This is a genomic window from Trichococcus paludicola, assembly GCF_003052295.1.
In the GTDB taxonomy this organism is placed as follows: Bacteria; Bacillota; Bacilli; order Lactobacillales; family Aerococcaceae; genus Trichococcus; species Trichococcus paludicola.
Window position 1 is genome coordinate 342,002 of the sequence record NZ_QBLC01000002.1, and the last position, 19,437, is coordinate 361,438.

Here is a 19,437-nt window from a genome sequence, read left to right on the forward strand (position 1 = left end):
ACATGCCGAATGAAGGCAATAATACACGATCACGCGCAACCAACAGAAAGAACAACGGAAATACAAAAGGCCCACGCAAAACGGCCTTGAAAGCGAAAACGAAAGCGAATACGAAAAAAACCGGGATGCCGCTCTGGAAGAAAATAATCTTCGGTGTTTTGGCCCTGGGGATGATTGGACTCGCTTCCGGAGCAGGACTCTTCTTCTACTATGTTTCCTCCGCTCCCGAATTGACCGAGGAAAAATTGGTCGGAACGGTGGCATCGACCATTTTGGATGCCGACGGAAACGAAATCAAGGAGATTGGCGGAAACGATCAGAACCGGACATTGGTCACCCCTGAAGAAATCCCGCAAGTCTTGAAGGACGCTATCGTATCTATAGAGGACCAACGTTTTTACGATCATAACGGCGTCGATCCGATCCGGATCATCGGCGCCTTGTTCGCGAATCTCCAGCAAGGCGGTATCTCGCAAGGCGGAAGCACCATCACTCAGCAATTGATTAAATTATCCTATTTTTCAACCAGTTCCGAAGACCAGACCTTGGAACGAAAAGCTCAGGAAGCCTGGATGTCTATGCAACTGGAACGGGAATATACGAAAGATGAGATTTTGGCATTTTACATTAATAAAGTCTACATGTCCAACAATGTCTACGGTATGGGAACGGCCGCTGAATACTTTTACGGCAAATCCATCACCGATGTGACAATCGCTGAAGCAGCCACTTTAGCGGGCATGCCGCAAGCCCCTTCCTTGTATGACCCAATCACTAACGCGGTGGACACTCAGGCTAGGCGCGACCTTGTTCTGGACATGATGGTCGAGAACGAAAAGATCACTGCCGAAGAAAGTGCTGAGGCAAAAACGGTTCAAATACAAGGCAGCATCATTGATCACTCTGGTGATGTCAACACATCATTGGTGATCGATCCTTACATCCAACTCGTCATCGACGAAGTCACTGAAAAAACCGGCTTGGACGTCTACGAAGGCGGACTGACGATTACGACCAACATCGATATGGATGCACAGCAACGTCTGTACGATATCGTGAATACTTACGATTATATCGAATTCCCGGATGATCTGCTGCAGACAGGTGTTTCCATGGTCGACGTCAATACCGGCGCCATAGAGGCAGTCATCGGCGGGCGCAACCAGAATGTCCAACTTGGGCTCAATCGCGCCTCCACACTGGAACGCAGCATTGGTTCGACCATGAAACCATTGGCGGTCTACGGACCTGCCATCGAATACTTGGATTACTCAACAGGCACGTTGGTCGTCGACGAGGAATACAGTTACTCCGACGGCAGCGAAATCAACAACTACGACAACAAGTATAAAGGCGATCAGACCGTCCGTGAAGCGTTGGTCGATTCGCGCAACATTCCGGCATTGAAGACTTTCCAGGAAGTCGGTGCGGATAACGCCTTTTCATTCCTGCAAAAATTAGGCATCACGATTACGAACGATGACCAGGAATATTTGGTTGAATCCAATGCGATTGGTGGCGAAGCGACACCAATTGAGCTTTCTGCAGCTTATGCTGCCTTCGCCAACGGGGGCACTTATTACGAGCCTTATACGGTCCAATCCGTGACGACTTCTGAAGGTGAAGAATTCACCTTCGAACCGACGGGAACCGAAGCGATGAAGGAATCCACAGCCTATATGATCACCGATATGCTGAAGGACGTCATCACCGAGGGAACGGCTACGAATGCCCAGATATCCGGCTTGCCGCAGGCCGGCAAAACCGGTACTACCAACTATACAGATGATGAATTGGCCGCAGTCGGCGGTACAAACGTACCTTATGCCGCTCCTGATGCCTGGTTTGCCGGATATTCGACAAGCTATTCCATTTCGGTATGGGTCGGCTATGACAATTCTAAGGAATACGGAAACTTTTTGGATTACCAGACACAAAGTCTAACGCGCGATATCTATCGTGAGTTGATGTCCTACGTTTCCGAGGATACCGATTATGCCGATTGGACGCTGCCTGCATCGGTCAGCCAAGTATCGATGGAAAAGTACACTGATCCGATCATGAAGCCCGGCCCAAATACGCCAAGCAGTCTGATCGCCACAGAACTTTTTGTCAAAGGAACGGAACCCACTTCCACCTCCAAAAAATACGGCGTGACTCTGTTGGCGCCTTCCGGTTTGAAGGCTAGCTACAACACCGATAAGGACGAATTGACCATCGAATGGGACAAATATTCAGCCAGCGGCACCGATTCAAATGCACAAGCGCAATACACGGTGACAGCAGGTGGCGCCTCTGAAACGACAACAGATACCAAAGTCGTCATTGATAATCCTGATAAAGGCACAATCACGATTTCCTTGCTCGTCAAAGTCAGCTCAAGCACATCACCTGCTGCAACAATCCAGTTGACCATCGCCGACCCGGCTCAGGAATCCTCCAAAGCGGAGGAGAAAGATAAGGAAAAGGCATCAAGCGAATCCTCATCATCTTCATCCAGCTCATCAGCGGAAAGCGATGAATCATCCTCCGCTGTGCAGGACGACGAAGAATCAACTCAGAATCCATAAAAAACAGCCAGCTCCCGATTCAAAGGAGCTGGCTGTTTTTTTGTTCCGGATCCCGCAGACTGCACTCGTCCACTTCATTTCAAACCCAACCGTTTCTGCCCTTCCTGGCACATCGAAAGCAATGGGCAAACGTCGCATTTGGGATTCCTGGCTGTGCAATGATACCTGCCGAAGAAAATCATCTGGTGATGCGCATCGGACCAGCGCTCCTTCGGAATTTTTTTCATCAGCAACTCTTCCACTTCCAGCACTGATGCTTTCTGGGGAGCGATGCGCAGACGTTTGGATATCCGTTCCACATGGGTATCCACCGCAATCGCTGGGATTTGGAAACCGACACTCATGACCACATTTGCTGTTTTGCGCCCCACTCCGGGCAACTTGGTCAGTTCTTCAAGTGTGCGCGGCACTTCGCCGCCAAAGTCCTCCAGCAGCATTTTGCAGCATTTTTGGATGTTCGCGGCTTTGTTCCTATACAAGCCAATCGTCTTGATTTCTTGCATGATCGCCTCAAGTGGGGCTGCAAGGAAAGCTTCGGGCGTAGCGAATCGCCTGAACAGGCCTGGCGTCACTTTGTTGACGGAAACATCCGTTGCTTGGGCGCTGAGGAGCGTCGCAATCAATAGCTGAAATACGTTCTGATGCAGCAGTTCGCACTCCGCATTCGGGAATAGCGCCGCCATCTCATCCAGTGCTTCTATAGTCTTTTTTTTCGATAGCATTATTCTTCACCCCACCTATGCGTCCGCCTCAGTGTCCAGCCAGTTGTATAGTGGAACTTCCATCGGCGCATCCGTTCCTGTCTTTTCATCGAATTTGTCCTGATTGGTTTGGGGCCGCGTCGATTGCTGCTGGATCAGATCTTTGACGTTTTTGATATTTTTCTTCTCCCAGGCCAACAGGATGCGGTCGATGTATTTAAGGCTGTAGACGCGATTCAATACCGCTTCTTTCAAAGCTGATTCGATCAATTCGAGCGGATAGTGGTCCATATCGATCCAACTCGCAATGGTCTGCATTTCGATGGGCGATAAGTTCCTCCCGAATTCTTGCTCGAACATGGTCATGATATTCTTTCCTTGTTGCTGGATGGGCTGTTTTTTCTCGGATCGTTCCATCAATTGGAAAAGCCGTTGATAAATCGGATCCAAGGAATAGGAATCCTCCACTTTTCCCGCGAGATCATTTTTCGTCTCCATCAAAATCATTTGCTTTTGCATCAGATTATGCAGCAAGGAAAAGACATCCTTTTCGGCAATGCCCATATTTTCGGCGATCAGTGCCAGATTCGGAAAAGGTATATTCTTATCGATGTAAGCTTTCAGCTGCAGCACAAAGATAAATTCGTTATCCGCAAGCCCAATCCTTTTGTAGTTCTGCAGCAATAAATTTGGAATCAGAGTCTGCCCTGATTCGATCCATTTGGTTAATTCATTGTATGACATCTTATCTAAAAACCCCTTTAGAGTAAAAGGAAGTGGAACAAATAGCTTCTATTTGTTCCACTCCCATTCTGTTATGATTCAATTCAGATTCGCAAAACATCTTGGTTACGGGTAAATTCTGTTCAGAAGACGCGGGAACGGAATCGACTCACGGATGTGTTCGGTGCCGGAGATCCAAGTCACCATTCTTTCAAGTCCCAGCCCAAAACCGGAATGAGGCACTGAACCGTATTTGCGTAAATCCAAATACCACGAATAGTCTTCCTTGCTCAGTCCGAATTTTTCGATCTGTTCGCTTAAGCGTTGGTAGTCCACTTCACGTTCACTGCCGCCGATTATTTCTCCGTATCCTTCGGGAGCAATCATATCCGCGCACAAAACGACTTCCGGACGATCCGGATGCTCTTTCATGTAAAAAGGCTTGATTGCCTTCGGGTAATTAAGGATAAATACCGGTCTTTCCGATTGATTCGCGATAAAGGTTTCATGAGGCGACCCGAAATCATCGCCCCAGACGATATCGTCAAATCCGTTTGCGTTCAACAAAGCTACGGCATCATCATAGCTGATGCGATCATACGGCAATTGCGTGTATTTTTTCAGTAATTCTTTGTCGCGCTCCAACGTATCCAAGTAGATATCACAGTTATCCAGGACCGATTGGACCAGATAAGCAACATATCTTTCTTGTACTTCCAGACTCTGGTCCTGATGCATGAAGGCCATTTCCGGCTCCATCATCCAAAATTCGATCAGATGGCGACGCGTCTTCGATTTTTCGGCACGGAAAGTCGGACCGAATGAAAATACTTTTCCGAAGGCCATCGCTGCCGCTTCCATGTACAATTGTCCACTCTGGGACAGGTAAGCTTCCTCATCAAAATACTTGGTGTGGAACAGCTCCGTTGTCCCTTCCGGCGCGCTGCCGGTCAGAATCGGCGGATCGACCTTGATGAAGCCTTCTTGATTGAAGAATTCATAAGTAGCGCGGATAATTTCGTTGCGGATTTTCATGATGGCGTGCTGTCTGGATGAACGCAGCCATAGATGACGATGATCCATCAGGAAATCTGTTCCATGCTCTTTAGGCGTAATCGGATAGTCTTGGCTTTCTCCCAGCACTTCGATACCGGTTACGAGCAATTCATAGCCAAGCCTCGAACGCGGATCTTCTTGGATGATTCCTTTGACGATCAATGAAGTTTCTTGCGTCAGCGATTTTGCGACGTCAAACAATTCTTCGCCGACATCATTTTTCATAACGATGCCTTGGAAATAATGGGCGCCGTCACGTAATTGCAGAAAGGCGATTTTTCCGCTGCTTCTTTTGTTGGTTACCCAAGCACCAATGGAAATCTCTTGCCCTAAATATTCTTTCGCGTGGTCCATTGTGATAAGTGTCAATCTATTCTACCCCTTTTTCCATAAAAATCGGATCATTTTTTATGGGTTTCGATAAATTTTTTGATGCGATCTACTGCTTCTGCAAGTAGTTCTTCTCTGACAGTATAACTTATTCTGGCGTAATCAGGGTATCCAAAACCATCGCCTGAAACCAAAGCGACATTTGCCTCTTCGATCAGAGCCAGCGTAAAGTCTTTTACTTCTTCAAAGCCGCACATCTCGGCGGCTTCTTTGACATTCGGGAACAAGTAGAAAGCTCCTTGAGGTTTTGTTACCTTGAAACCAGGAATGCTGGCAACAAGCGGATAGAAAAAGTTCAGTCGCGCTTCGAATGCTGCGCGCATTTCTTCAACAAAATCTTGCGGTCCGGTCAAAGCAGCCAGTGCGCCATATTGGCTTGGTCCGGCAGGATTACTTGTCGAATGACTGGACAGTTCGATCATTTTATTGATGATTTCCGCATTTCCGATTGCATATCCGATTCTCCAGCCTGTCATTGCGTACGTTTTGGAGATTCCATTGATGATGATAGTCTGGTTCTTGATTTCTTCTGAAAGTGAAGCGATTGAGATGGCTTCATTCCCGTTATAGGTCAGTCGGTAGTAAATTTCATCAGCAATGATCAAGACATCGTGTTCAACCGCCCACTCGCCAATCGCCTTCAATTCTTCAGGCGTATAGATCATTCCGGTCGGGTTCGACGGCGAATTCAAAAGCAAAGCAACCGTTTTTTCGGTGCGATGTTTTTCCAGGTCTTCCACAGTCAGTTTAAAGCCTTTTTCAGGCGCTGTTTCGACCAGTACGTTGACGCCACCCGCCAGTTTGATCTGTTCGGTATAGCTTACCCAGTACGGCGCAGGGACGATGACTTCATCTCCGGGATTAAGAATGACTTGGAATAGCGCAAACAAAGCATTTTTAGCACCTTCAGTCACAATGACCTGATTGACGGCGAAAGTGACGCCGTCATATTTCTGATGATAATCCACAATCGCTTGGCGCAATGGCAGGATACCGGCAGTCGGTGTGTAGTGATTCGCTTTGTTTGATTGGATCGCCTCTACTGCAGCATTCAGAATGGAAACGTGCGTATCGAAGTCCGGTTCCCCTACGGTCAAGTTCAGGATATCCTTCCCTTGCGCTTTCATGACGTTGACTTTAGCTGACGTCGCCAATGTCGGGGATTCGCTTATTTTTTTCATTCTCTCAGAAATTTTTACCATCTCAATCACTCCAATTTATATGTTTTCTATATCTTTGAGCCATTTACCAGAAATAGCGGATATCAAGTAGTAACCAATCGTATTATTTGCGTTTTTATAGGTGACTTCCCAAACAGGTTCTTCGTTCTCTATCCCCAGTCTTGCCTCCAGAATCCGTTCAGGGTTCTTATCCGCCTGAGTGATTGATTTAGCTTCACTTTCGGTGATGACTTCCGCCGTATTCAGGATAGTGGTTTCACCGCCGTCTTTCTTAATGATGACATATAATTCTTCGTTCTTGTCATCGGTACCAGCCAGTGTAAAATACGTTTCAGATCCGTTGTACCAGTAAAAATCCTGGACTTTTTGGATATTGGCGTTCGCTTCCGCGATGGCAGTTGCTTCTTTTTGAGCTTGCAGGATCGGCTGCTGGCTTCGGTAAAATATCGTGTAAGAGCTGACGATCATCAGGAAAAGAAGCACAATCGTCCCCACAATGATATTCTTCTTCACATCTTCCACTTCCTTATCTTTGGTTGAAACTTAATCGCAATCTCACCTAATTGTTAATGATACCTTAAACTTCATGCTGATGGAATATCCCACTGCATTATTTTTTCAGAAATTCTTGAATTTCGGCATTTATTTCCGCTTGATCGGCTACTTTTATCCCTACGCCCTCCGGAAGCATCTGTTGCATCCGTTTGGAATAAGTGCTTTTGATCAATCTGTCATCCAGGCAAATGACGACGCCTTTCGTATTTCTGGAGCGGACGAGTCTGCCTATCCCCTGTTTCAGACGGATCATCGCTCGCGGAAGAAACTCTTCGTAGAACGCCTTCTTGCCTTTGTCGTGGTGAAACGCTTGGAAGGCGGCATTTTCCGGACGATGCGGCGGATCGAACGGCAGCCTGGTTATCACCAGAATTTCAACGGCTTGATCAGAAAAATCGATCCCTTCCCAGTAAGAAGCAGAACCCAGCAAAATGGCCGCATTGGCCGACATGAACCGATTGTGCATCCTTCTCCGACTGCCGGAGAAACCTTGAGCGAGTATTTCCGTTCCTGGGAATCCGGAAGAAACAGCGTTTTTGAGTTGGCTATGAACTTCCTCCAGCAAGCGGTTGGATGTGAATAAAACCAATGCTTTGCCTTGTTGCGGCAGCACGATTTCTTGCAAAGTCGAAACAATCTGTTTCGCCGCCTGTTTGTCGTCCAAAGAGGTGATGGCAGTGATATCTGTCGGAAGGAAAATCCGCAACCGTTCGCTCAACTTGTATGGAGAAGCAAAATACGCTTCCTGCAATTCGGCTTCGCCGATTTTATTTTTGAAATAGTCCAGCGAGTCATCCACTTTGAGAGTCGAACTTAAATAAACGGTTCTGCTGAATCGCTCTTCTATTTTTGAATGGATTTCCTCCGAGAGATCAATTTGGTTTATTTCGATTGCCAGCGAAAGCAAGTCATTATCCCAATTGTATTGCAGCACATGATACGTACCTAGGCGGTCTTCAGAAAAATAGTGCAGATTGACTTGGACTGCCCCCAAGTCCTCCAAAATTGCCTTTGCGCGGGGACCCATAACCGGATCATTCCTCAGGTCGGCTTTATCCAGGCAACGCATGGCGGCAAGCCTTGTCTCCTCTATATACTGGTGCATTTTCTTGAATATTTTTTTCATTCCATTCTCAACCAAAAAATTTTCATCAAGAAAAACTTCACCTTTTTCCCCCACCTCATGGATAAGGGAACGCACCAATACTTCTTCGGAATGGGCACATTCCTGCTGTAGTTGATCGATCGCGAATTCGAGGTTGAATAAATCATAGTCCAGGGAATCGCCATTTGGATCCTTTTCTATTGCCTCGCGATAATCTCGGAGGAAGTAGCCGAAGCGCTTCAAACGCCGTTTCAGGATGGATAGGGCTACACTTTTCTTGTGCGCATCCTGATAGACGCGCGGGAACTGATGTGCCTCATCGAGGATCAAGTTGATGGAGTCGCAATGGTCAAAAATTGCCAAATCATCGATGTGATGACTCAAAAAAGAATGGTTTGTGACGATCAGGCTGGATTGTTCTGCTTTCTTGTTATTGAAGGCAAAGAAATCATCCTCGGCCCACTTCCCTTTTAAAGGGGCTTCGTGGCTTTCAAAGGTCAGCTTATCCCAGAGAAAATCAAAGTTCTGCGCTTGGCTCAATTCGCTGATATCCCCGGTTTCCGTCTCGGTCAGCCAGACATAGATGCTCATCATGATCAAGGATTCTTTTTTGGTGAGGGCTTCCAAGGTCAATGCGGCCAATTTCTCCAGGTGGACGATGTTCGTCTTCCCTTTCAATGAACTTATCTGCAGCTCAAATGGCAGCATTTTGCGTAACCGGGTCATCTCGTTATCCATGATCTGTTCCTGCAAAAGCAGCGTGGAAGTGCTGATAAGGACTTTGTTTTTCGGCGTTGCCTGATAAGCTGCAGGCAGCAGATAGGCCAAAGTCTTCCCGATGCCCGGCGCAGCTTCAATTGCCAAATTTTCAGAATTTTCGGCTTGGTGGAAGTCGAAAAGTGATTGCATCATCTCAATCTGCTCTGCACGGATTTCCAAGCCGTGATTTCCCATCAGGCTTTTGGCCACTTCCGAAAAATCGGAAATTTCTTTTTCTCTATAAGCCGTCTGTTCCGAGAGTATGTCTTTTTCCTTCAGCGCCAACCCATTTTTGACGTAGATTTTCTGCGGAAGGGGGGAGCGCATCTCTTTGGCGGTTTCATAGCTCTCATAAAAAAAGGAATCGTTGTCCACCTGACAATGCGCCGACAAGAAATTCAACTTTTCCAGCGTGACCAACGGTAAGTTGTTGGCTTTCTCCTTCAACTGGAGGAAAAGTTCTGCAGTTGCACGCGCATCGCTTGCGGCATCATGGGCACTATCATGCGTCAGAACGAAGTGGTTTGATAGATCGCCCAACCGATAACTGGATAAGGTCGGATACAGTATTTTCGTCAACTCCACCGTGTCCATCGCGCGCAGCGAAAGCGGCGGCATGCCGACTTCTTGGAATGAATAGTCCAAAAAATGGTAATCGAAATGTACGTTATGCGCTACAAAAACGCACCCTTCTAACGTGTTGTAGATGAAATCACATACGTCTTCAAAATAGGGAGCCTCTTTGACATCTTTATTCTTGATTCCCGTCAGCTTCTCGATGACATCCGGTATTTTTCTGCCGGGATTGATGGTTATATTGATTTCCTGAACTATTTTGCCGGCCTGAAGCAAGGTACACCCGAATTGAATGATCCGATCCCCTCGTTTAAAGCTGGATCCCGTTGTCTCAAGATCGACAATGGCGTAGGTTTTCTTCATAAAAACAATCTCCTAAATAAACAGAAGCTTCTCCTGTTCCGGTATTTCTTTCTGCAAGACTTTCCCTGAAGGTATCTTATAAAAACAGGAGCCTCTCCGATCAAACTGTGCATTGCATGCAACTCACCTCATTATATCCTATGTCGTGGCTATTGTTACCGTAAAATCGATAATTATCGGATTTTTTTGATGGCTTGCATGAACAGGTTGCCTACCCGACATCACAAAAATGGACCCTCGCTTTAGCAGCAAGGGTCCATTTTTTGATCTATTAAACGATTTCAGAATAAATATCTTTCACATTTTTTTCTGGATCGATTACAATATATAATTGGTTTTCTGATGAAACGAATGAAGATTGATGTTCATTGTCGAATCCATCGGTATCCAATGCTTTGTAAGGGAAGTAGATGCGGTCCACTTCTACAATGACGTCGGATTTTGGATGATCCTCATCTTGGTACAGGATATCCATTTTTTCGATGTCCTGATGGCTCGCAACGCGCTCGAACATGCCTTGTTCAAGCCCGCCCAAGTTGATATCGCTCGTATTGACGTGATCTGCTTCTTGGTTAATTTCGATACGCAAAGATTCGCAAGGGTGGATTTCTTGGAAATCACTGTTTCCGATTCGGCCGTAGCTCGTTGTGACTTGTTTGATCCATAGATCTCCGATATATTCACGCTTGATCGTCCATGTTTCGCCGTTTCTAAAAATAAATCTCAAACCTGTCATTACTTTTTTCATCGAAATCACTCCTGATATATTTACTTTTTGAATATGTAACTATTTTATCATATTTTTTATCAAGTGGGTACCCATACACTTCCGATGATGAGAAAAAAAGTAAGTTAAGTTGCTATAGACTATCCATGAATTCATTTGCGTTGACGACTGCCCTTGTGTGCTTCGCCGATGCGATTTCATGGCCTTGTGAATGGGCCGCGCATTCGAAGAAATATTTATTTCCTCTGTGTTCCGTCACTCTGACCGTCACCGTTATTTCTGAGTGGATGGGAGAAGCTTTTTTGTGATGCAGATCACAGTGTATCCCGACTGTCGTATCGCCTTCGGAAAGATGTTCCTTGACGATTCCCATACAGGCATTTTCGATCATGGCCAACAATGCCGGCGTTGCCAGAACCGGCAATGTGCCCGAACCGATTTCGGAAGCCAAATCCTTTTGTCCGACGGTATAGGAGGCTACGAATGTCTCATCCAAATAAATCATCCTTCTTTTCATAATGAAATCCCTTAGTGCGAGATGACTATTCTCCAGTTTGTTTGCCAACACCAAGGTTTTTAGTTCTTCGAATATCTCGCCCACAAAAGGACCGCCACGTTTGATGCCCAGCAAGGACAGCAATTCTTTTCCGTCCAAGGCCAAATCTTTCAGCGTATGGATCGGCATGGATTCGTTTAATTCGATCAAGTTTTCGCTCTGGTTCGGCAAACCGAACCCTTCGATGATGGCTTCTATCTGCATGGCTATTTCGATCCCTGTTTCGAACAGGAGTGGATAGTCCCAGAATTGTTGCAGGCGTTTGTTGAGTGCCTGCACGCCTATGCGTATATCCATGATTTCCTTGCGGGAACACTTCCATTGGCGCAAAAATGGTTCGATCGCATCGTTCTTCAGATCAAGGAAATGGATCAATACAGTCCAAGCAATCGTTGTCCCTTTGAATTGCAGCGGAAAAAGGGCCAAGTCGATCAATGCCTTTTCCCGATTTTGGAAACCGGGACACATCTGGAATAAACGTGTTTCGACAAAAAATTTGATTCCGCCCTTGCGGTTTCTTCCGATCAGAAGCTTATTCCACTCTTCGCGCACGCGCTCTACCGCGATTTTTGAAAGGAGCGGATGGTACTCGACGATGGCTTCCTTCGTTGCTTTTTCGATTTCAAAATCCAACTGACTCACAAACCTGGCTGCGCGCATCATGCGCAAAGCATCTTCCCTGAAGCGTTCTTCCGGGTTGCCTACTGCCCGAATCAATTTGTTCGCCAAGTCCTCCTGCCCGTTGAAGTAGTCTTTGATATTCCCATGGCGGTCGATTGCAATTGCATTGATCGTAAAGTCGCGCCTTTTCAAATCATCCTGCAGACTGCGCACATACTGGACTTTCTCTGGTCTGCGGAACTTCTCATACTTTGATTCTGTCCGGAAAGTTGTTATTTCGTAAGTCTCACGCTCATGTAAAACCATCACCGTTCCATGTTGGATGCCTACATCGAAGGTGATCGGGAAGATCCGCTGAATTTCTTCAGGCATAGCGCTCGAGGCGATGTCTACATCCGAAATATCCAGATGAAGCAGCGTGTCGCGCACACTTCCCCCAACAAAGTAGGCCTCATATCCGGCCTGTTCGATGGCTTCGATGATGGGTATCGCTTTTTGAAATTCCGGTGCGTTTATGATCATAGGAAGTTTTCCAATCCATAGATCAGGCGATCGATTTCCATTACTTTTCTGCAGGAAAGGGCTACACCGTTCATGAAAGAGTCGCGGTCATATGAATCGTGGCGGATGATCAAGCCTTCTCCTGCGCTTCCGAATTGCACTTGCTGATGCGCAACTAGGCCTGGTAAGCGGACACTATGGATTTTCATACCATGGTAATCAGCCCCTCTTGCGCCTTCGATCAATTCTTTCTCTTCCGGATGCCCTTGTGGATGGTCGCCTCTCACTTCATAAATCAATTCGGCTGTTTTTATGGCAGTACCGCTTGGCGCATCCAACTTGTTGTCATGATGCAATTCCATGATTTCCACGTTCGGGAAATATTTTGCTGCTTTTGCGGCGAATTCCATCATCAACACGGCACCAATCGCAAAATTAGGCGCAATCAAGCCTCCCAGACCCAACTCTTTTGAGTAGTTGGTCAATTCTTCAAGTTGTTCGCTGGAAAATCCGGTAGTGCCGATTACAGGACGCATACCGTTTTCAAGGGCGAAACGTGTATTGTCATAGGCCGCATCCGGTCTTGAAAAATCAATCCAAACATCAGCGTCAACTTCCTTGACGAGGGCCGCTTTATCACTGTACACTCTCACAGGATTGCCGGCATATTGCGGCAATTCATCGAGCTGCTTCTCTTTTGCGAAAGGATCGTATACAGCCGCCAAAGTAAAGTCTTCCTGACGCAAGACCATATTTGTGCAGGCGGTTCCCATTTTGCCTTTAAATCCAGAAACTACTATTTTCATTCCACACGTTCCCTTCCGTTTAACGCTGTTGGCACACATGTTCCGCACCATATCCGCGTTTTATCAGATCATATTTTTTTCTTCCAACTCTTTTAATTCTTTCGTGAACTTCCTGAAGCTTGTTTCATCGTATTGGATTAGCGCAATGTCAATCTGTTTTTTCAGATAATGGATGCGATCCTTCACCGCCAACTTTTCCAATGATTTTTCTACAATTTCTTCCAGATCTTTATCGAAAATTTCAGAGTCTTGGAGGTACGGATTGTCCTCCAGAACACCAAAAAATGAAAGGACTTGGTAGGATTGATCAAAGAACAACTCCAGATAAAAATCCTCTTTCCAATTCAAGCGCAGATCATGGAATGCCTGCTCGGGATCTTCAAATGTCTTCCCATCTTTGTAGTACATGAAGGCATCTTTCGGATTTCCGACTACGGCAAACCCCATTCCTCTGTTCGTTGTATGAACTTCCTCAATCAGATGGATATTCTTCAACAAAATCTCATGATTGAGCAGATAATTGAGTATCCAAAGGGACTCTCTGCGCTTCAATTGATAATTCTGAATAAACCAAGAAATAAAATTTTTTTTCTCCTCCAAAGTAGGATTCATCATTTTAAAACCTCCTATCCGATGGGATGATGACTTATTGATCTGAATCGTGCAGATCATCATGGAGTTGAAGCAATTCAGTGTTGGCCGGATAAAGAGCCAAGCCTTGGTGAATGACCTCACTCAACTTTTCGCGATTGCCTTCTTCTCTCAAGAATGCTGCATACTCCAGTAAAAATGCCTCGTTGTCGGCAAAATGCGGATAAGCCGCCGTGTATTCTTTGTTTGCCGAATCGTAGTCCTCCAAGGCATTATGGCTGGATGCGAGCAACCAATTGTATTGCGGATCGTTGTCTTCCTGCTCTGCGCGGTCTGCGATATAAGTGACCAATTCCTCGAATCTTTCTTGCTTCAGCAACAAGTTGCCCAGGGCTAAATGGATACTGGAAAGGTCCGGTTCAAGCGCTGCCGCTTCACGCAAATTTTGTTCCGCATCCTGCTCCCTGTTCAACTTCAATTGCAGTTTGGCCGCTGTCGTGTAAAATTCATGCTGATAAGGATTCCGCAGGATGGCCTGTTCCATCACGGCAAGCGCTTCTTCCAACTCCAGTTCAGCCTCAAGCGCATTCGCCAAATACAAATATGCGCTCAGGTAAGCATTGTCCACTTCGAGCAATTTATTAAAAATGGTGATGGCGCGCGCATATTCCTTAAGTTGGAAATAGGTGAAGCCGAGTTGGAAATAACTGTCCGGGAAATGTTCGTCAGCCGGGATTTTTTCCAGATACTGCAGGGCTGTCTCGAACGCACCGATAGCATTGTGGCAGTCGCCCAGGAAAAAATTCAGTTGCGTTGCGGATGCGATTTCGCCGTTTCCGTATGAAAGTTCCTCGTAGATCGGGATGGCCTTCTTGTACTCCCCGATCGAATGGTAAAGCTGCGCCAACGCATAATCCAATATAGGTTCATCCGGCAACAGCGTCATTGCTTCAAAAATTTTCTTTTCGCTGACTTCGTACAAGCCTTGAACTTGATAAGCATCAGCCATCGTCAACAAAGCCTGCGGGTAAACGTCACTTTCTTTATCGATTGTTAGGAGGATATCCAAAGCTTGATCGTAATCGTCTTCGTCGATGGCGATTTCTGCCAAAGCGATATTCCACTCCTGTATATGCGGGGACAGGTAGTTCAATGCTCCATATGCCTCTTTTGCTTCGCTCAAGAAGCCCAAGGCATGCATCGTTTCTGCCAATTCGGCCAAATCAGCGTTGTTGTTCTCCAGGACGGATTGCTCAACTGATTGTTTGAACAGTTGAACAGCCGCATCCAAATCATTCTTTTGAATGGCTTCTATCATTGCATGTGCTTCATTATTCATTCGTCTACTGCTCCTTCAAATACACTCTGCTTGCTGGTGCTCTTCCTTTATATTTTATCATAAAGTTCAGCATCTGTATCTATTTGTTCCTCAGGCTTTTCTCCGTCAAAAACACATTGAATCCCCTTTAGAGGCTTCCTCAGAATTTTGGCAAAAAAAATAAAGCCGAAGCCCCGTAAGGCCCCAACTTCATTTTCATTAATTATTTAACTGCATCTTTCAATGCTTTACCTGGTTTGAATGCAGGGATTTTGCTTGCTTCGATTTGGATTTCTTCCCCAGTTTGAGGATTGCGTCCTTTACGAGCTGCACGATCACGAACTTCAAAATTACCAAAACCGATGACTTGAACTTTTTCACCGTCTTTTAATGCTTCTTGAATCACTTCAAATAATGCATCAACGCTTGCTGTAACATCCTTTTTAGTCAAGTTTGTTTTTCCAGCAACTCTTTCGATTAATTCAGCTTTGTTTGCCATGTTGTCCTTTCACCTCCTTTAAAGAAGAAGAATACATGCTTTCTTTGATAACACAACAAAACATGGAAAAACTATTTTTGAGTGGTCCAAAAACAGTTATGAAATACCGCAGTCAAGTTGAAAAGATATTTCTAATAAAGAATATCACACAAACCGTGCTACTGCAACGATTATAGTGGATTTAATGCCTTCGGGAAGGTAATTTATTTTTTTTGACGGGCAATCAAATGGAATGGTGTCCCTTCGAAATCAAACGAATCTCGAATTCTGTTTTCAAGGAAACGCTCATAAGAGAAATGCAGCAATTCTGGGTCGTTGACAAAAACAACAAATGTCGGCGGTTTTACGGCCACTTGCGTCATGTAGTAAATCTTCAGACGACGTCCTTTGTCGGACGGCGTCGGATTGTGCGCGACAGCATCCATCAGGACATCATTCAACAAGGATGAAGAGATACGGCGATTTTGATTTTCGCTAATCTCCTTGATTTTAGCAGGAATATTGGACAATCGCTGTTTCGTTACCGCTGAAACATACATGATTGGCGCATAAGAAAGATACTGGAATTCTTTGCGGATTTTGTCCTCGAATTCCTTCATTGTATGATTGTCTTTTTCCAAGGTGTCCCATTTGTTCACGAGAATGATGATCCCTTTGCCTGCTTCATGCGCATATCCGGCAACCTTTTTATCCTGCTCCTGGATGCCCTCTTCCGCATTCAGCACGACCATAACGATATCCGAACGCTCGATGGCACGGATGGCACGCATGACGCTGTATTTTTCCGTTGATTCGTAGACTTTGCCTTTTTTCCGTATTCCGGCTGTATCGATCATCCGGAATTTGGCACCCTCATCATCAACGAACATCGTATCGATAGCGTCACGGGTTGTGCCTGCAATATCCGATACGATTACGCGTTCTTCTCCCAAAATGGCATTCACCAAGGAAGATTTGCCTACGTTCGGACGGCCGATAAAGCTGAAGTTGATGATGCCTTCTTCTTCCGCATTCTCTTCTTCTGTTGGGAAATTCGCTACAACCGCATCAAGCAGATCTCCAAGACCTAAGCCGTGGCTTCCTGAAACAGGATAGGGTTCGCCTAATCCCAGACTGTAAAAATCGAATATTTCGGCGCGCATTTCCGGGTTATCCACTTTGTTTACCGCCAATATGACAGGTTTATCGGATTGGTACAGGATTCTTGCGACGTTTTCATCTGCATCCGTCACACCTTCTCTGACGCATGTCAAAAAGATGATGACGTCGGCTTCCTCGATCGCCACTTGCGCCTGCAATTTGATTTGGCTCATAAAAGGCTCATCCGTGATATCGATCCCACCTGTATCGATGATATTGAATGTTTTGCCCAACCATTCTCCTTTTGCATAAATTCTGTCACGTGTGACACCTGAGACGTCATCGACTATGGAAATTCTCTCTCCTGCCAGTCTATTGAATATTGTTGATTTTCCTACGTTTGGTCTGCCTACTATGGCTACTACTGGATTTGGCATCTAACCTCCGCCTTTCTTTTCCTCTACAACACAAATCTTTTTGGGTATTTGCTCACTGTGTATGGTTTTCTCAATGTTTTCGTCCATGTCAGTTATAACACACATCCGTCAATAATAACAACAAAAAAAGGGCATGGATGGAATTCCATGCCCTCACATGTTCATTTTCCTTGCTGATTAGGCTTCAGAATCGTCTTTCAAACCTGAAAGTTTGTCGCCTAATAAATCTGCTAATGTGAAGTTTCCGTCTGAATCGTCAGCAACATATTCTTCGGTTTTTTTCTCTTTTTTCTCTCTTTTCTCATCAGCTGCGGGTGCTTCAGTCACAGCTTTTTCTTCCAAAGCCTTGATGCTTAGAGATAGGCGTTGCTCATCTTCTTTGGCATCCAACACTTTGACTTGAATTTCTTGGCCTTCTTGTAGCACTTCATGCGGAGTCGCGATGTGTTGATGGGAAATTTGGGAAATGTGAACCAAACCTTCAACCCCAGGGAAAACTTCCACAAATGCGCCGAAGCTTGTCAAACGTTTGACAACACCAGTCAATACAGCTCCGATTGGTGCTTTTTCAGCGATCGCATTCCAAGGACCAGCCAATGTGTCTTTGATGCTTAAGGAAACACGGCCATTTTCTTTGTCGATGGATAAAATTTTGACTTTGACGGATTGCCCGATCGCCAAAACATCACCCGGATTTTTCACGTGCTCGTGGGCAATTTGTGAAATGTGGACCAAACCATCCACGCCGCCCAAATCAACGAATGCACCGAAGTTGGTCAGACGAGCAACCGTTCCTTCGACAACGTCTCCGGCTACCAATTCGTCCATCAATTTGCCTTTATTGGCTTCTTTTTCTGTTTCCACAACCGCTTTATGCGATAAAATCAGACGGTTTTCGCTAGGTTCAAGTTCAACAATCTTGAAGGTCATCACTTTGCCTTTATAAGAACTGAAATCTTCCACAAAATGGTCTTCTACCATTGAAGCCGGAACAAAACCTCTCACGCCGACATCAACGACCAATCCGCCTTTAACGACGTCTTTGACGGGCGCTTCGATGATTTCGTTGTTTTCGAATTTATCTTGGATATCTTTCCAAACGATTTTAGCATCAACGCGACGCTTCGAAAGTAAGAAGCTTCCATTTTCTTTATCTTTGATTTGTTTTATGACAACCAAATCCACAACGTCACCTACGTTTAGGATTTCTGTAACTTCATCGAATGGTTTTGCAGATAATTCGTTGTAAGGAATAACCCCTTCTACCCCGCCCCCAATGATTCCTACGATGGCTTGTCTATCTTGGATACTTAAAACTTCCCCCTTGACAGTATCGCCCACCTCAATGGATAATGCTTCATCCAACACATCTTGCATAGTTTGCTCAACTTTATTGGACTCTTCTTCATTTAACTCTGGGTTTTCAATGTAATCTGACATGTAACTATTCCTCCTAAAAGTCTGCGGCAACCGATTGGCTAGTTCCCTTAACCCCCCGCCTTTCGGCTAAGAAATTAATCCTTGACTCTATATTTTTGAAAGCGTAATACTGCATACAATCATTCTAACATCTTTGCTTAAAATCGTCTAGTATTGTTAATCCAATGTTTGTAAGGGTTTTAGGTTCGCTTCGATAATGCCAAGAATCCGCTTCACCACTTCGTCGATCTCCAGATGCGTTGAGTCCAAAACGATGGCATCATCGGCTTTTTTCAACGGGGATATCGTCCGGGTGCTGTCCAAATGGTCGCGGCGCTTCATGTCTTCCGTCAGCTCTTCCAAGGAAGTGGTCATACCCTTCGCCATGTTTTCTTTGTAGCGGCGCAGCGCTCTTTCTTCGGCTGTGGCTGTCATGAATATCTTGACCTCAGCATCAGGTAACACGACCGTACCGATGTCCCTGCCGTCCATAACGACGCCGCCGGACCGTGCGATGCTTTTCTGGCGGGCAACCATCTCTTCACGCACTTTCGCGAACGACGAAACCAGGGAGACGTTTTGGGTCACTTGCTCCGACCTGATCGATTCGGTCACGTCCTCCTCATTCAGAAAAACACGCTGCATTTCGTTTTCGGCAGTCGAAAAGGTTATCCTGATTCCTTGCAGCAATGTATGCAAGACGTCTTCATCATGCAGATCACTTCCGTTGGATAAAGCTGCATAAGTCAACGTTCGGTACATCGCGCCTGTGTCCAAATAGATGTATCCCAACTTTTCCGCAACTTTTTTCGCGATGGTGCTTTTCCCTGCTGATGCTGGACCATCGATGGCAATATTCATTTTTTTCACAATAAACCTCCGACTTCATTCTGTTCGATTTCA

The 19,437-nt window shown here is 45.6% G+C and carries 16 protein-coding genes; 1 reads left to right on the plus strand and 15 read right to left on the minus strand.

Translation table 11 applies throughout. From position 1 onward, the window contains the following. Positions 1 to 2 precede the first annotated feature (2 nt). The gene (locus tag C7R56_RS04385; RefSeq protein WP_107995362.1) at positions 3 to 2,570 is read left to right on the plus strand and encodes a PBP1A family penicillin-binding protein; all 2,568 of its coding nucleotides are present in this window, start codon (positions 3 to 5) and stop codon (positions 2,568 to 2,570) included. Between the two features lie 74 nt (positions 2,571 to 2,644). On the opposite strand, the gene nth is transcribed toward C7R56_RS04385, so the two are convergent. From nth to cmk, 15 genes are all read right to left on the minus strand, one after another. Next, positions 2,645 to 3,292 (minus strand): endonuclease III, encoded by a 648-nt coding sequence (nth, locus tag C7R56_RS04390; RefSeq protein ID WP_107995363.1) that lies wholly within the window; start codon positions 3,290 to 3,292, stop codon positions 2,645 to 2,647. 15 nt (positions 3,293 to 3,307) lie between these two features. Beyond that, positions 3,308 to 4,015: a DnaD domain-containing protein gene (locus C7R56_RS04395; protein WP_107995364.1), complete on the minus strand. Its 708-nt coding sequence runs from the start codon at positions 4,013 to 4,015 to the stop codon at positions 3,308 to 3,310. A 105-nt stretch (positions 4,016 to 4,120) separates the two neighbouring features. Beyond that, complete coding sequence (gene asnS / locus C7R56_RS04400) at positions 4,121 to 5,404, minus strand: asparagine--tRNA ligase (protein WP_107995460.1); 1,284 nt, start codon at positions 5,402 to 5,404, stop codon at positions 4,121 to 4,123. A gap of 47 nt (positions 5,405 to 5,451) precedes the next feature. Then, positions 5,452 to 6,642 carry a pyridoxal phosphate-dependent aminotransferase gene (locus tag C7R56_RS04405; protein ID WP_107995365.1) on the minus strand — a complete coding sequence of 397 codons (1,191 nt, stop codon included), beginning with the start codon at positions 6,640 to 6,642 and terminating at the stop codon, positions 5,452 to 5,454. A gap of 15 nt (positions 6,643 to 6,657) precedes the next feature. Continuing rightward, positions 6,658 to 7,134 carry a cell wall elongation regulator TseB-like domain-containing protein gene (locus C7R56_RS04410; RefSeq protein WP_107995366.1) on the minus strand — a complete coding sequence of 159 codons (477 nt, stop codon included), beginning with the start codon at positions 7,132 to 7,134 and terminating at the stop codon, positions 6,658 to 6,660. Between the two features lie 97 nt (positions 7,135 to 7,231). Continuing rightward, complete coding sequence (locus tag C7R56_RS04415; protein WP_107995367.1) at positions 7,232 to 9,979, minus strand: helicase C-terminal domain-containing protein; 2,748 nt, start codon at positions 9,977 to 9,979, stop codon at positions 7,232 to 7,234. Positions 9,980 to 10,250: 271 nt separating this feature from the next. Continuing rightward, positions 10,251 to 10,727: a hypothetical protein gene (locus tag C7R56_RS04420; protein ID WP_107995368.1), complete on the minus strand. Its 477-nt coding sequence runs from the start codon at positions 10,725 to 10,727 to the stop codon at positions 10,251 to 10,253. Positions 10,728 to 10,839: 112 nt separating this feature from the next. Next, complete coding sequence (locus C7R56_RS04425; protein WP_107995369.1) at positions 10,840 to 12,405, minus strand: CCA tRNA nucleotidyltransferase; 1,566 nt, start codon at positions 12,403 to 12,405, stop codon at positions 10,840 to 10,842. Beyond that, positions 12,402 to 13,190: a 4-hydroxy-tetrahydrodipicolinate reductase gene (gene dapB / locus C7R56_RS04430; protein ID WP_107995370.1), complete on the minus strand. Its 789-nt coding sequence runs from the start codon at positions 13,188 to 13,190 to the stop codon at positions 12,402 to 12,404. Before dapB ends, C7R56_RS04425 begins: the two co-directional genes overlap by 4 nt. 63 nt (positions 13,191 to 13,253) lie before the next feature. Continuing rightward, on the minus strand, positions 13,254 to 13,805 hold the full coding sequence (locus C7R56_RS04435) for a YpiB family protein (RefSeq protein ID WP_107995371.1): 552 nt from the start codon (positions 13,803 to 13,805) through the stop codon (positions 13,254 to 13,256). 31 nt (positions 13,806 to 13,836) lie between these two features. After that, positions 13,837 to 15,120: a tetratricopeptide repeat protein gene (locus tag C7R56_RS04440; protein WP_107995372.1), complete on the minus strand. Its 1,284-nt coding sequence runs from the start codon at positions 15,118 to 15,120 to the stop codon at positions 13,837 to 13,839. Positions 15,121 to 15,322: 202 nt separating this feature from the next. After that, a complete protein-coding gene (locus C7R56_RS04445; protein ID WP_068560639.1) occupies positions 15,323 to 15,598 on the minus strand; it encodes an HU family DNA-binding protein in 276 nt (91 codons plus the stop codon). Positions 15,599 to 15,801: 203 nt separating this feature from the next. Next, a complete protein-coding gene (der, locus tag C7R56_RS04450; RefSeq protein ID WP_107995373.1) occupies positions 15,802 to 17,115 on the minus strand; it encodes a ribosome biogenesis GTPase Der in 1,314 nt (437 codons plus the stop codon). 177 nt (positions 17,116 to 17,292) lie between these two features. Next, positions 17,293 to 18,555: a 30S ribosomal protein S1 gene (rpsA, locus tag C7R56_RS04455; RefSeq protein WP_107995374.1), complete on the minus strand. Its 1,263-nt coding sequence runs from the start codon at positions 18,553 to 18,555 to the stop codon at positions 17,293 to 17,295. A 156-nt stretch (positions 18,556 to 18,711) separates the two neighbouring features. Further along, positions 18,712 to 19,407 carry a (d)CMP kinase gene (gene cmk, locus C7R56_RS04460; protein WP_107995375.1) on the minus strand — a complete coding sequence of 232 codons (696 nt, stop codon included), beginning with the start codon at positions 19,405 to 19,407 and terminating at the stop codon, positions 18,712 to 18,714. Between the last annotated feature and the right edge of the window lie 30 nt (positions 19,408 to 19,437).